The organism is Candidatus Kapaibacterium sp., from assembly GCA_023957315.1.
GTDB lineage: Bacteria > Bacteroidota > Ignavibacteria > Kapaibacteriales > UBA2268 > PGYU01.
In genome coordinates, this window is the sequence record JAMLHE010000009.1 from 17,927 (window position 1) to 32,980 (window position 15,054).

The following is a 15,054-nucleotide window of genomic DNA, read 5'->3' on the forward strand; positions in this document are numbered from 1 at the left end:
TATTCAAACATAGTTCGCTTCTGCTCTAAGAGGCAATTTAAACGGTTTATAGAAAGCCGTAATTATTAATTTATAAATAAAAATCAACCATGAAATATATAATTTATATACTTTTATTATTTGTAGTTTTTTCAAATGAAGCATTTTCGCACAACCACACTATAAGAGGAGTCGTTCGGACTAAGAACGGCGACGGAAACGTAATACCGAGTGCGACGGTTAGAATTGCCAATACTACATTGGGTACCATTGCTAATAGCAGAGGTGAATTTGTGCTGAGAGGAATTCCTGACGGGAAATTCAAAGTCTTGGTTTCGGCAATCGGATATGAACCATTTTCGTATGACATCAATTTCGAGCATACTGACGGCGACGAATTGGAAATTGAAGTCGGAATGGTGGAAACCAATCTCACAACACCGGATTTGGTCGTTACGGCTACTCGCTCCGAAAAAATTTACGAGGACGTACCTGTGAAGGTTTCCGTTCTGTCGAGCAAAGTTCTCGAATCAACTTCATCGGTCAGCTTGCGTGACGGACTTAGCTTCCAACCCGGTTTGCGAATTGAATCTAATTGTCAGAATTGCGGAACGAGCGAAGTGAAAATGAACGGGCTGGGTGGACAGTATTCGCAAATTTTGATTGACAGCCGTCCTGTGTTTTCATCGCTCAATGCTGTTTACGGATTGGAACAAATCCCATCCAATATGATTGACCGCATCGAAATCGTTCGCGGTGGAGGCTCGGCTCTGTATGGTGGTAGTGCTATAGCAGGTGTAATCAATATTATCACTCGCGACCCATATCTCAATTCCTTCGAAGCCGGATTCAATCAATCATTCACAAATAATGAAAAATCGGATAATACAATCAATCTCAATACCTCGGTCATCAACGACAAACAAAATATGGGTGTTTATTTGTTTGGGATGAATCGCACACGCGAAGCATGGGACGCAACCGGCGACGGCATCAGCGATATTCCCGAACTGAAGGTAACTACTTTTGGGGCCCGTGCTTTCTATAAGCCCGATTACCAAAGCCGCATCGGTGTGCAATATCATATAGTTTCCGATAAACGCCGCGGAGGCAATAATTTTGAGCTTCCGTATCATCTATCGGATTTGACTGAAGCAATCAATCACATTACAAACGCCGGACAAATCAGCTACGAGAACTTTTTCGGTAATTATACCAAAATGTCCACTTACGTTTCGATGCAAAGCACTAACCGCGATAATTACTACGGAGCAAATCAAGACCCCAACGGCTATGGCACTACCGATAATTCTACATTCATAACGGGAGTTCAGCTATCGCAAGTTGTTCCATACTTTTTAGGTGCAGAGCATATCATCACCGCCGGGTATGAATTCAAATATGACAATATGAGTGACAAACTGTCGGGCTACAATCTTTATTTAGACCAAATCACTCGCGAGCACGGCTTTTATGTTCAAGATGACATTACTATGACTGACCGCATAAGCCTTGTTTTGGGTACAAGAATTGACCGTCACAACTTTTTAGATAATTTCGTAGTCAGCCCGAGAGCCAGTCTTTTGTACAAACCTTGGAGCACTTTTACCTTGCGTACAAGTTATTCAACAGGATTCAGAGCGCCACAGGCATTCAATGAAGATTTGCATATCAATTTGTTAGCCGGTGATTTGCAAGTTATCCGAATGGCTGATGATTTGAAAACTGAATTTTCGCAAAACGTGAATTTTTCAGCGGATTACTCATTTTCGATTGGCGATGTACCATTTGCAATATCTACGGACTTGTTCTACACACATCTTGATAATGTATTCGTGCTCGAATATGTTGGCTTAACTGAAGATAATTACCTGTTGCTCGAGCGTCGGAATGGCAATGTAGCCGAAGTACAGGGAATAACCTTTGAATTACAAACAAGCATGATGAACAATTTCTCCTTTGTAGCCGGAATGACTTACCAACAAAGCAAATTCGACAAATCCTACGCTTGGTTTGAGGAAGATGATGTAATTCATACTACAGATAAATTACTCAAAAGCCCAAATTTGTACGGTTTCATTTCAGCATCTAAATATTTCGGCAAATCGTGGACGCTTGACATGTCCGCAGTGATTTCCGGACCTATGTTTGTGCCGCATTTTGCAGGTGGCATCACACCGGACGGCTCAATCAATACATTAAACAGATTACGCGAAACACCTGCTTTCGTGGAATTAAACGGCAAAGTCTCATATATTGTGAGTTCTGCACCATTTATCGAAATCGGAATTGGGATGCATAATATTATGAACAGTTTCCAGACCGACAAAGACCGTGGTGTCACTCGTGACCCATATTACATCTATGGTCCGGTTCGCCCAAGAACAACCTATTTCGAGATGAAAACGAAGCTGTAAACGAAAAATATTACTGAAACTAATAAGCCCGATTAAAATGCCGGGCTTATTTTTTTAGTTTTCCACGAATTTCGTCATTTTGTGACAATCACAAGGGCTTAAATAACGTCATTATTGTTTTAATGCGATAAAGTCAGGGAATAAAAATGGATTCGAAAAATGCAGACCGTAAGGTTGTTGTTGAGTTAGAAAGAGTTGTCAAAAAGGCACGAGGCAAGCTCTCGCCCGAAGATGCGGCATCAGAAACGGGCTTTTCGCTCGACCAAATCAACGATGGCGTTTCGCGTTTGATTGAACTTTACGAATCTCGCGTAACTATGGACCGCGAAAGTGGTAGGCTGCAATTCCTTTTCAAATATCCGCTACACAAACGCGGCTCCAAGACTTTCAAAGAAGTCCTAATGTCTGTGCTCGATGTCATTTGGAAAGGCTTTACATTTGTGTATAAAGCATCTGTCGGCGTTATCATGATTCTCTACACAGTTGTTTTTGCCCTTATTTTGCTTGCAATCCTTTTGGCGAGTAGAGGAGATAACAGCCGCGATTCCAAATTTGATTTTGGCGACATAATTGGTGGGATTTTCCGAGGGATTTTCCAGGTCTTTTACTTCATGATGTGGTCGCGGGCTTTAAGCTATCATACCGACCCATATGGCTACAGATACCGCACTTATGAACCCGAAAAAAATAAAGGGAAAAACTTCATTTTCTCGATATTTAGTTTTGTATTCGGTCCCGAGCACCCTGAATACGACCCGCTTGATGATGCCAAAGAAGCCGCTGCATTTATACGCAAAAATAATGGCAAAATTACCGCAGGGCATATCGTGGCTTTGTCAGGTGTGAATTATGAAGTTGCCGAATCTCGTTTGGCAGAATATGCTTCGAGATTCAATGGCGATTTGTATATTGACAACGAAGGCTCGATTGTGGGCGATTTTACCGGAATGATGAATAAAGTCAGCAAGGATTTGGAAGGCGGAAAAATTGTATTTTACGAAGACGAAGTCGAAGCACCTTATGAAGTTACCGGAAATACGAAAGGCAGAAATTTTGCAATTGCTGCAATGAATACATTTAATTTAGTGATGTCAATAATAGTAATAAATATATTTAATTCTGACCAAGAATTCCAATTTTCATACGAGGAGCAATTAGTTACAATTAATTCGCTTAACGAGTATTCGTGGGTCGCTTGGATATTGGGATATTTTCCATTGGTAATTTCGGCATTATTTTTTATTATTCCGGCTGTCCGAGTATTTATTACAAAAGCTAAAAATAGAAAACGTGAATATAATATTTTACGCAAAAAATTAATTGGGGCATTTGTTCGCAATCACGGCAAACAAGCCAAGCTAAGCGATATTCTCAGAAATGCGAATATTTCTGATAATACAGCAATCGATAATGCGAAAAAAGTGCTCGAAAAATTAGTCGTCGAGCTGAAAGGCGAACTCAATTTTAATTCCGAAGGCGAACCCGTTTATTCTTTCCCGAGATTAAACCGCGAACTTCACATCGCCTAACGCCAGTATTCACGGTCGAGACTGCGGTACTGAATTGCTTCGCTGATATGCATTGCTTGAATTGAGTCGCTATCGCTCAAATCGGCGATTGTGCGGCTTACTTTCAGTATTCTGTCGTATGCCCGTGCAGATAAGCCCAATCGAGACATTGCAATCTTGAGCAACTCTGCCGATGCGGAGTCCAAATTGCAGAATTTGCGCAGTTGCTTTGTGCCCATGTCTGCATTTTTGAATATTCCCGTGCCTTTGAATCTGTCAATTTGAATATCGCGGGCTTTAATTACTCGTTCACGAATATTTGCTGAACTTTCGCCCACTCGTTCGGACGACAGCTCTTTATAATTTACGCCCGGAACTTCGACATGAATATCAATTCTGTCCAATAGCGGACCGGAAATCTTTCCCAAATAATTTTTGATTTTCTGCGGAGTGCAAGTGCATTCTTTTGTCGGGTCGCCGAAATTGCCACATGGGCAGGGATTCATCGAACAAATTAGCATGAAATTCGCCGGATAAACGATTGTCATTTTTGTTCGCGAAATGACTATATTTTTCTCCTCAATTGGCTGACGCAGCACTTCAAGCACATTTCGGGCAAATTCCGGCAATTCGTCCATGAACAAAACGCCGTGATGAGCCAATGAAATTTCGCCCGGACGAATCTTATTCATACCACCGCCCACAAGAGCCGCATCGGAAATTGTATGGTGCGGCGAACGGAAGGGACGCATCGTAATCAAGGCGTTTCGGTCGGCTAGCAATCCCGCAACCGAATGAATTTTCGTCGTTTCGAGCGATTCTTCAATCGAGAGTGGCGGCAAAATCGTTGTAATGCGTTTGGCGAGCATCGTTTTGCCCGAGCCCGGAGGTCCAATCATCAGCATATTATGACCACCCGCAGCCGATACTTCGAGCGCCCTCTTGACCGCTTCTTGACCCTTGACGTCGCTCATATTGATGAATTCGTCCGATTTTGCAGTGCTGAACAGTTCGTCAACATTTACTTTCGTGGTTTCAATTTTGATTTCGCCATTCAGGAAATCCACGCATTGGCGCAGATTCTTAACGGCGATGATTTCTAATCCGTCCACCAAAGCGGCTTCAGGAGCATTTTCTTCAGTAATGACAAGCCTCTTGAAGCCTCTTTCGCGAGCTTCGACAGCAATTGACAAAGTCCCGTGAATCGGTCGTAAAGTGCCTTCGAGCGATAATTCACCAAGGAAAATGATTTCGCTGAGATTATCGTATTCTAAAATTCCGGTGGAGCACAGCACCCCGAGTGCAATCGGCAAATCGAAAGCACTGCCTTCCTTGCGGACGTCAGCCGGAGCGAGATTGACGGTGATTTTTTTATTCGGGAAAATGAAATCCGAATTTTTGATTGCGGCGGTCACTCGTTCGCGGGATTCCTTCACCGAGGAGTCGGGAAGCCCTACGACGTTGAATGCCGGAAGCTGGTTGTCCAAGTGCGTCTCAATTTCTACGACGAATCCTTTGATTCCAATCAGCGATGATGAATATAATCTCGAATACATTTTACCCGTGCAATATTTCAAAAAATCCAAAATAGCAACATTTTCCGAAACATCATCACAAAAAGTGAATTTTTAGCAGATATGACAAATATTTTTTTAAAATCTAATGTAACTTTTGGATACTTTCTGTGTCTTTTACAATTAAGAGTATGTCAGTAATATAAATAATGGTATTAAATGTAAATATATTCACAGATTTGAGGTTCAAATGTTAGATTTTAACAAAGTTTTTTCGTCAAAGCCGCTCTTTTGTTTCAAATCGTTAGCAATTGTATTGCTGTTGATATTTCATACAGAATCCAAGTCGGACAAGATTGAAATTATAAACCATAGTAATTTCTATTCAGGCATAACGGGAATTTTTTCCAGCACACACCATGGCATCGTGTTTTCTAATTCATTGGGCGTATATAGCATTGATAAAGAAAGTGGTGCAATCAAGAATATCGAATTTGACTCTGCGCGGTATAATTCAATCAAGACTTTTTTTGAAATAGAAGGAGTACTCTATTTCTATCGTGCCGGTGCTGATATGTTTATGATGAAGGATGGTAAAGCCGTTAAAATTGCTTCGAGTGTAGCTGAACATTATGTAAAAGATGGCAATATTTACCTAATCAAAAATCGGGAACCACGAATAGAAGTCATAACAAGTACCGGAAAAGAAAGCTATTCCATCGGTGATAGCCAAGGAATACATGATGCCGGAGGTTTTATTGAATCAAATGGTGATTTAATAGGCTTCATAAATCTAATGTACACAGGTACAAATGTAATTTTTAAAATGACAGAGGATGGTCCCGAATATATTATTGCTCCCGGATTACCGGGCTATGCCCAAGTGAAAGAGGCTCTGTTTTTAAGAATAAGAGATGTCCAAGGAGAAATCTGGGCAAACGGCTTTTACGGCGGCAATTATAGATTCGTTGACGGTAATTTGCTACCTTGGGACAATCAATTTTCATTTGCTCTTTCCGTAGTAAGAGATTTTTACGATGACGACGGAATGCTTTATGTCCTGACGAATAATCACTTCATCAAAACCGATTTAACAACGAAAGAAGAAACAATATTGCATACCATTTCAGAAGAGATATTAAGCCAAGCATACTTTTTCAAAGGTAATCAAGTATATTATCTTGTGGTCAACAACGCAATATACACATATGACCCCGAAAAAGATTTATTTGAAGAACAGCAGGTATTAATAAATAAAGATATAAGAATTGTTAAAGAAAATGAAAAGAATGAATTAATAGTCGTCAAAATTGATAGAATAGAATGGTACAACAATCCCGAACCAGCCATTTATGAAAGTAATGGACCTTCTTCAAATTTATTTGTTGATATAGATTACGACACAAAAAACAATAAATTAGTAGCTTTAGGTCAAGTTGGACTGAAATTTGTCATTCAAGAATACGATGGAGTAAATTGGAATAGTTTTGATGTCCCATATAGCTTAACTTATGAATATCAATATCCGGATGCGGGATTATATGTAGATAATGAAGGCAATTATTTGTTATCTTTAAATGATAATTTGTGGAAATGGGACGGGACTAAATGGGAGAGAATCAGTTTTCTTGAATTTATTCCGGATATTTTGCAAGAAGAGCGATACAAAGTATATTGCCGCGACTCTACCGGTGCTTTGTGGGTAGGTGCGTCAATCAGCAAATTTTCCCCTGAAGAGAATAAAAATATTCTAACTCATGAATTTTGGAAATATTATGATGGCGAATTTCACGTCATAATTCGTAACATACCTGAGTACACCACAGGTCCCGACAAAAGAGGCATTTGTATGAGAGACGGTACCATTCGTATTGACTTAAGCTCACAGTATATCTATGATATAAATGGGGAAAAATTATCACCAATATTAGTCTCAGACGGAAAAGATGCTCCTTTCACAAATAAGCGCCGATACTTAAGTGTTAATAATAATAATGATTTAATATTAAACTTTCAACAAGTATCAGGCTGGACAATCAATCATGGCAGTTATTCTTTAGATGGCGGACATTCAGTTTATAATGCAGGGAAATGGGACCATCAAAAATACAAAAATATTATACTTGGAGCCGATTTACAAATTATTAGCTCCTTTATTACCTTTGATACATATGAAAATGATTGGATAATTTCGCCACAATATTTTCTGAAAATAAGTAATGATGATGTCCAAATTTTTTACCCTACTCAAGACTTAGTCCAATTTACTCCTTTTTTGGATAATTACGTACAAATTGGCAATAAAATTTGGTTTGCCAGCAGATTTAGCGGAATATTTGAAATGAATTTGCCCAAAGCTACAAGTGTTGACAGCAAAAACGTACTCGAACAAACGCAATACATTTTGAATCCGATTGTTCATGACACCCATATTGAACTAAGTGAACAAATAGATTGGTACGAAATTTATACCATCAAAGGGCAGCGACTATTAACCGGGCAGCACGACCAATTCATTGATGTTCAGAATATTTCAAACGGAGCATACTTCATGGTCGGGAAAGCAAATAACAACATATTTGTAAATAAATTCCTGATTTCGAGATAGAAGAAGCAAGTATGAACAAAAACATAGCCCACGAATTCATTCGAGGGTGAAGATAACAGTAGGGACACGGCAACGCCGTGTCCCTACTATAATTAATTCTCCTCTTGAGGGGTGTCTGCGAAGCAGACGGGGTGGAGGTCTTGTTTTCACCCACGGTTAAAACCTATGTTTACGTTCATTTTCTTAACCCACGTATAAATTTGTGGGCTATGTTTTGGACAGAAAGCTGTTCTGTCCCTACGAAATCATCAAATCAACACACCCATCAAATCGTTACAATTTTTTGGCGACGTTGTCCCAGTTTATCAACTCGAAGAAGTGTTCGATGTATTTGGGGCGCGCATTGCGATAATCAATGTAGTAAGCATGTTCCCAAACATCAAGACCCAACAATGCTGTCTTGCCATCTACCAATGGGTTACCGGCATTGCTGTAAGTAGCCAAAGCCAATTTGCCGTCTGATTCCTTGACAAGCCACGCCCAACCGGCGCCAAACAAAGTTGCAGCTGCTTTCGAGAATTGCTCTTTGAACGAATCGAATGAGCCGAAACTTCCTTCGAGTGCTGTCAGTACTTTTCCTGAGGGCGTTCCGCCACCATTGGGCGACATGCAATCCCAGAAAAATTCGTGATTCCAGATTTGTGCCGAATTATTGAACAATCCGCCTTGAGATTTGCGAATGATGTCCTCGAGCGGCATATTTTCAAATTCTGTTCCTGCAATCAAATTGTTAGTGTTATTGACGTATGCCAATAAGTGCTTACCATGGTGAAATTCCATTGTTTCTTCGGAAATATGCGGTGCTAATGCGTCTTTTGCATAGGGTAAATCTTTTAATACGAATGCCATTTTAGTGCTCCCAGATTATGTGTAATTATAAGATAACAGTATTTTAAAACGATTTAAGAAGCCTGAAATTGTTTTTTTGACATGCCTCAAAATCATTTTGCTCTATGTTCGACTACATTTTTTTTACAATTGGTGAAATGAAATGTCGGTAATAATTCAAATATTCGGTACGAAAAAATGCCGTGAAACACAAAAAGCTATTCGCTACTTCAAAGAGCGGAAGATTGCGATTCAATTCATCAATCTCGAGGAGAAAAATCTTTCAAAAGGTGAGTTGGAAAGTGTGTTACGCAAGATAAACATTGAGGATTTGATTGACACCGACGGCAAATATTACAAAGAAAATGGCTACGCCCATCGCGTATTCGATGCGTTCGAGACTTTGTTGGAAATCCCGTATCTTTATCGGACACCGATATTGCGATTCAAAGGCGACGCCAGTGTAGGCAATACTCCCGAAAAATGGAAACAATGGGCGGATTCGCTTAAGTAAAGGATTAGTCCTTAACTGTGGTGGTGTCCCTCGCTTTTTCTTTTTCGGATAAAATTCGTCGCATTTCAGCTTCAGCACGCTTCCTGACCGAATCAATTATCGTTGTGAAATTTTTCCTGTCTTTCATGAACAATTCGTATGATTCCTTCTCGAAAGTCGAGATGTCATATCCATAATGCTTCATTATGCTGTCAATCGCTCCCGCAGCAAGCGCCGAATCGAGATAGGTTTCCTTTGCGACCATGATGTCGTAGTAAATGTCTGTGTAGCGTTCAATTCGCGAATCTTCAGATTCACACGCTGCCAAAAAGACTATGAACAGAATTGCCGATATTATTATTCTCATTTTGTAAAAGTTTTATATTTTCAACATATTTTTCAATATCAAATTTACGCTTTAATCCCGAATCATTCATAAAACGAATTTTGCCAAAGACCTGCCGTTCGCTCCAAGCACGGTCATGAACTCCGCCGATTGACCATGCAATGCCCGTATAGCCGTTCGGGTCACAGCCGTCCTTAGCATATTTATCATTCAAAATAATTGCAAAATCCAAAGCTTCTTCGGGCGAGCGAGTCCATTCCAAAATTTTCTTAGCCCAATACATTCGCATATATCCATGCATTTTGCCCGTAATCACCATCTCTTTTTGTGCAGCATTCCAGTATTTGTCATGCGTTTCGGCATTTTCAAATTGCTCGAAAGAATAGAGATACTCCCGCACGTCGTGTCGATGTTCGTTCAAAGTGCTCTGAGCCCAAGTATGAAAGCCCGTGAAATTGTTATAATTCGGATTATAATAGCAAAAATTATCCGATAATTCCTTACGAATGATGAGCTCTTCGAGGAAAGCAGCTTTTGAATCGGGTTTAGCATCTACTTTATGGACTTCCAGAGCCACGCGCTGTGCAGAAATCATCCCAAAATGAAGATAGGGCGATAGTCCCGATTGGAAATTCAGCGAAGGGTCGTTCCGCAATTCGGCATAGGTATCCAATTTATTTTCGATGAATTGGGACAATTTAATTTTTGCTTTCGTTTCACCGCTTGAAAGTTCCTTGTCGCCATCAAAGAAGTTTTCAAATGAACAAATTTCGGCAGTGCCGTAAGGATGAATCTGCAATTGCGGACATTCAGTTAAATAGATTGGCAATAATTTTGTAATTTTCGGGCGAATCGTATAAGCCGCAAATTCGAGCTTTGGCGATGCAAGCCACAGCGGGACAACATTATGAGCATCAACTTCGTAAATCGGGACGGTGGCAATTTCACAGAATCTACTTTTCAGGGCTCTGTTATATTTCAATGGTGAAAAATCTGTAACTAGGCAACAGACCTTATTCGATTTTGAAAATTCTGCAAATGTTTTGGTTGATTCTCCATTTAGAAATTCAAAGCTCAAATTGAAATCTTTGCAATTCGATGCCAGTTCTTGCAATCCGTAAAGCAAGAACGGCTTTTGCCGCTGGGAAACACCGATAAAATCACCATCGAAAATTATTCGCAAATGTCGCTTCTTAGCGATTGCAATTGATTGGGCGAACAACAAAGCCGCGTTATCGTGTAATCTGCAGTCACGGCTCATCCAATAAACAACATCTCCGTTGCCCTCAATTCCTTGATTTATCAGCCTTACCCTATCTTCTATGTTGAAATCGTCTATCATATTAAGTTAATGACGGAGTGGAGACGGAACAATTTATTCTATGTCATATCATTATAAATAAGTAATTTTGAGATTGTAATTTTGTAAATAATAGAGTTTTTATTATGCTAATGTCGAAATCTGAAAGCTACGAAAAATTGAAAAATCATTTCAATTTGATGGAAAGTATGCATTTGAGGCAATTATTTGCGAAAGATGCCGATAGATTCGAGCGTTTCTCAATTCGTTGGGAGCAATTTCTGTTCGATTATTCTAAAAATCTTGTCACAAGCGAAACTCTCGATTTGTTGGTTGGATTGGCTCGCGAAGCGAATTTGAGCGAAAAAATCGAATCTCAGTTCAAGGGCGAGAAGATTAATATTACTGAAAATCGGGCGGTGCTGCATACAGCATTACGCAACAGAAGCGACGAACCGGTATATTTTGAAGGTGTTGATGTAATGCCCGGCATCAGAAAGGTTCTCGAGCAAATGCAGCTATTTACAAATGATATTCATAGTGGCAAATTACGCTCCTACACAGACAAAACATTCACTGATGTAGTCAATATCGGCATAGGCGGTTCGGATTTAGGACCAAAAATGGTGTGCAGCGCACTCAAAAAATATGCTTCCGGCAAAATCAATATTCATTTCGTATCTAACGTTGATGCAACTGATATCGAGGAAACCTTGCGGAAACTTAAACCCGAAACTACGCTGTTTGTAATCGCCTCCAAAACATTCACAACTTGGGAAACGCTGACAAATGCAAATTCTGCCAAAGCGTGGTTTTTGAATTCAGGTGCGTCTAAAGCCGATATTGCGAAGCATTTTGTGGCACTTTCGACAAATCACAAAGCTTGCAACGAATTTGGAATCCCAAGTGAAAACATGTTTGAATTCTGGGATTGGGTCGGCGGGCGATTTTCCTTATGGTCTGCAATCGGGCTGCCAATCGCACTTTACATCGGTTTCGATAATTTTCAAGAATTGCTAACCGGTGCTTATAAAATGGATACACATTTTCGCAACAAACCTTTTGAGCAAAATATCCCTGTCCTGATGGCATTGTTGGGCATTTGGTATGTGAATTATTGGGGATTTAGCTCCCATGCCTTGATTCCATACGACCAATATTTGGAACGCTTTTCGGAATTTTTGCAGCAACTCGATATGGAAAGCAACGGCAAGCGAGTTTCCCGTGATGGAATCGAACTTGATTATGCCACAGGTCCCGTGATTTGGGGAACAATCGGTACCAATTCGCAACATTCATTTTTCCAACTAATGCACCAAGGCACCGCGACAATTCCGGCTGATTTCATAGCATTTGCACAATCTCTGAATCCGACTGCCGAGCATCATAATATACTTATGTCAAATTTCTTTGCTCAAACTGAAGCAATGATGATGGGTAAAAATGCTGATGAAGTCAAACTCGAACTCAGTGCTGCAAATTTGAGCGAAAGTGAAATAAATAAATTATTGCCTCATAAATTATTTCCGGGCAACAAACCCACAAATACGCTATTGATTGATAAATTGACACCCGAATCATTAGGGATGTTGATTGCAATTTACGAACATAAGGTGTTTGTGCAAGGTGTAATTTGGGATGTAAATTCCTACGACCAATGGGGAGTGGAATTAGGCAAACAATTAGCAAAATCAATATATCCCGAATTGGATAATAAAATTAAAACTCAATCTCATGACGGCTCGACAAATGGACTTATTAATCATTATAATTCAATTGGATAGCTATTATTAATGAGAGTAAAAGCTAAATACATAAAATATTTATTTCTAACTATCGGATTGATATTATTCGTCGGAGCTTGCACTAACCGTCCGAATGATTATACTGCAAATCCGCTTAATATTTTATTTATTGGCAATAGCTTGACTCACTCAAACGGCGGGCTTGATAAAATACTAACCAAAATGTTTGACAGCACCGATACACCGCTCAAAATCCGTTCAATGAGGATTGCTCCCGGCGGGGAGCGTCTTTCGGGGCACTATCGTAAAGGCGATGCAGTTGTTCAGATTAAAAGCATCAAATGGGATTACGTTGTTTTGCAGGAATACAGCACTTCTCCTTTGACTGAACAGAGAAAGTTTTTACAATTATGCGAAGGTTTTCGAAAGAATCATACGTGGGACAAATGCCAAGACAATATTTTTCATGACTTGGGAATACAAAGACGACCCGGGAATGGCGGCAATGCTTGCAGGTTCATACACTGCAATAGCCGACGAACTCGGATGCGAAGTCGTTCCCGTGGGCTTAGTATGGAACAAAGTTCGTAACGAACGCCCCGATTTAGACCTATATACCGATTTCAAGCACCCTAATAATGTAGGTGGCTATTTATCAGCTTGCGTTTTTTATTCATTTTTGACAGATTTGAATGCAAATGAAAGCAGTTACACGATGGGCATTGACCCCGAAATAGCCGATTATATCCAAAACATTGCATTTGATACCGTAAAAGAATGGAAAAAGCAATATGAATAGATTTTTACCCAATGTCCCGGACCATAGCAAAGAATCGCCCAGATTGCACTTCATTGACCTGGTGAGAGCGTATGCTATTTTGATGATGGTGCAAGGGCATATGATTGATGCTACGCTTGCAATGGAATTTCGTGATACCGGGGATTTTTTCTATAATTTATGGAATCATATGAGGGGAATCACTGCCCCCGTCTTTTTCTTTGCTTCGGGCACTATTTTTACATATTTATTAATGCGTAAAAAAGTAAAATTCACTGAAAATGAACGAGTAGGCAAAGGGCTGAAAAGATTTGTAATACTTATATTTCTTGGATATTTACTCAGATTTAATTTTGATATCCTTGCCAATCTCCATGATTTGGATTTTATGAAATTCAGGTACTCTTTTGCTGCTGATGTATTGCATTGTATCGGAATTTCCATTTTAACTATAATTACATTTTATATAATCCATCAAATTACGCGAATTCCAATTTGGATATTTTTAAGTTTATCGGCATTATCGCTATTTTATTTTTATCCTTCAACTTTAGATGTTGACTGGTTGGCTATTTTCCCATTGCCGATAGCCACTTATTTTACAAGAGATTTTGGAGCCAATTTCACAATTATTCCTTGGATGGGATTCAGTTTATGGGGTGCGCTTTTGGGCTATATATTATCCAAAAATGTCAATATTGCATTTAATTATATCTTTACTTTCGTTATCCTCGCTTTAGGGTTGATATTGCATTACGGTTCGGGTGGCATTTTAGAAATTTTATTCAAATTAACCGGCGATATGAATTTGAAATATCTACTCTTTAATAATTTTCTTTTCTATCATTTGGGTAATACTTTAATTATTTGCGGTGTTATTTCATTCATAGCAAATTCAGTGAAAATACCCAAACTATTGGCTAAAACAGGGCAAAAGACGATGATGATATACGTTGTACATATTTTCATTATTTACGGTACGGCTCTGAATAATGGATTTATGCACTATTACAAATATTCATTTGTACCTTGGCAGAGCATTTTAGCTGCTGTTTTGTTAATCATTTTCTTTTTAGTTTTAGTGAAATATATTGATGGATTGAAACAATCATCTAAAGATTTATTTCAAAAAATTAAAAGCAAATTACATAACTAATTTTGTTCTATTTTCAATGTTATTTTCTATGTTATTTTCTATGTAATTTTCTAATTCATACAATCGGTTCATCATTTGAGAAGCTAATTCAAAAGCCTGCGGGTCGCTTCTGATAATTTCGTTTATGTCTCGCCCGACGCTTTCGCTATCAACTGCGTTGTTCATTGCTTCGATTAATTTTGATATTTCAGTAATAGTTTTACAGTAATTTTGAGTTAATTTCAGCGAGCTATCCAAATCATTTTCGCTTTTGAGGGAGTCTTCTGTCAATTTATTAAAATTCAGATTCAGCTTGATAAGTATAGCTAAATTCTTAGCTTTTAGATCTTTGATATTATTATTTATATTTTTCTTTGCCATAACGATACAAAATTATTATAGC

The 15,054-nt window shown here is 39.1% G+C and carries 12 protein-coding genes; 7 read left to right on the forward strand and 5 right to left on the reverse strand.

Going from position 1 to position 15,054, the window contains the following annotated elements:
- The first annotated feature begins 89 nt into the window (after nt 1-89).
- On the forward strand, nt 90-2,396 hold the full coding sequence (locus M9949_10320; GenBank protein MCO5251799.1) for a TonB-dependent receptor: 2,307 nt from the start codon (nt 90-92) through the stop codon (nt 2,394-2,396).
- A 146-nt stretch (nt 2,397-2,542) separates the two neighbouring features.
- Entirely contained in the window at nt 2,543-3,925 is a 1,383-nt protein-coding gene (locus tag M9949_10325; protein ID MCO5251800.1) for a hypothetical protein, read from the forward strand.
- Here the strand turns inward: M9949_10325 and M9949_10330 are convergent.
- Nucleotides 3,922-5,460, reverse strand: coding sequence for a YifB family Mg chelatase-like AAA ATPase (locus tag M9949_10330; GenBank protein ID MCO5251801.1), 1,539 nt, complete (start codon nt 5,458-5,460; stop codon nt 3,922-3,924). The two genes, M9949_10325 and M9949_10330, sit on opposite strands and share 4 nt — an antisense overlap.
- Before the next feature lie 208 nt (nt 5,461-5,668).
- Here M9949_10330 and M9949_10335 point away from each other — a divergent pair, with 208 nt between their 5' ends.
- Nucleotides 5,669-8,026: a hypothetical protein gene (locus tag M9949_10335; GenBank protein ID MCO5251802.1), complete on the forward strand. Its 2,358-nt coding sequence runs from the start codon at nt 5,669-5,671 to the stop codon at nt 8,024-8,026.
- A 273-nt stretch (nt 8,027-8,299) separates the two neighbouring features.
- Here the strand turns inward: M9949_10335 and M9949_10340 are convergent, their stop codons facing one another.
- Nucleotides 8,300-8,875, reverse strand: a complete 576-nt coding sequence (locus M9949_10340) for a superoxide dismutase (protein ID MCO5251803.1) — start codon at nt 8,873-8,875, stop codon at nt 8,300-8,302.
- A 142-nt stretch (nt 8,876-9,017) separates the two neighbouring features.
- Between M9949_10340 and M9949_10345 the strand changes: the two genes are divergently transcribed.
- The gene (locus M9949_10345) at nt 9,018-9,368 is read left to right on the forward strand and encodes an ArsC family transcriptional regulator (protein MCO5251804.1); all 351 of its coding nucleotides are present in this window, start codon (nt 9,018-9,020) and stop codon (nt 9,366-9,368) included.
- A gap of 4 nt (nt 9,369-9,372) precedes the next feature.
- Here the strand turns inward: M9949_10345 and M9949_10350 are convergent, their stop codons facing one another.
- Both M9949_10350 and M9949_10355 read right to left on the reverse strand, forming a co-directional pair.
- Nucleotides 9,373-9,714, reverse strand: coding sequence for a hypothetical protein (locus M9949_10350; protein MCO5251805.1), 342 nt, complete (start codon nt 9,712-9,714; stop codon nt 9,373-9,375).
- Nucleotides 9,662-11,035 carry a deoxyribodipyrimidine photo-lyase gene (locus M9949_10355; GenBank protein ID MCO5251806.1) on the reverse strand — a complete coding sequence of 458 codons (1,374 nt, stop codon included), beginning with the start codon at nt 11,033-11,035 and terminating at the stop codon, nt 9,662-9,664. The genes M9949_10350 and M9949_10355 overlap by 53 nt, the downstream gene beginning before the upstream one ends.
- 110 nt (nt 11,036-11,145) lie before the next feature.
- On the opposite strand from M9949_10355, the gene pgi reads away from it, so the two are divergent.
- From pgi to M9949_10370, 3 genes are all read left to right on the forward strand, one after another.
- Complete coding sequence (gene pgi, locus M9949_10360) at nt 11,146-12,777, forward strand: glucose-6-phosphate isomerase (GenBank protein MCO5251807.1); 1,632 nt, start codon at nt 11,146-11,148, stop codon at nt 12,775-12,777.
- A gap of 427 nt (nt 12,778-13,204) precedes the next feature.
- Nucleotides 13,205-13,537, forward strand: coding sequence for a hypothetical protein (locus M9949_10365; protein ID MCO5251808.1), 333 nt, complete (start codon nt 13,205-13,207; stop codon nt 13,535-13,537).
- The gene (locus tag M9949_10370; protein ID MCO5251809.1) at nt 13,530-14,672 is read left to right on the forward strand and encodes a DUF1624 domain-containing protein; all 1,143 of its coding nucleotides are present in this window, start codon (nt 13,530-13,532) and stop codon (nt 14,670-14,672) included. Before M9949_10365 ends, M9949_10370 begins: the two co-directional genes overlap by 8 nt.
- On the opposite strand, the gene M9949_10375 is transcribed toward M9949_10370, so the two are convergent.
- Nucleotides 14,661-15,032 carry a hypothetical protein gene (locus M9949_10375; GenBank protein MCO5251810.1) on the reverse strand — a complete coding sequence of 124 codons (372 nt, stop codon included), beginning with the start codon at nt 15,030-15,032 and terminating at the stop codon, nt 14,661-14,663. The genes M9949_10370 and M9949_10375 overlap by 12 nt on opposite strands.
- Between the last annotated feature and the right edge of the window lie 22 nt (nt 15,033-15,054).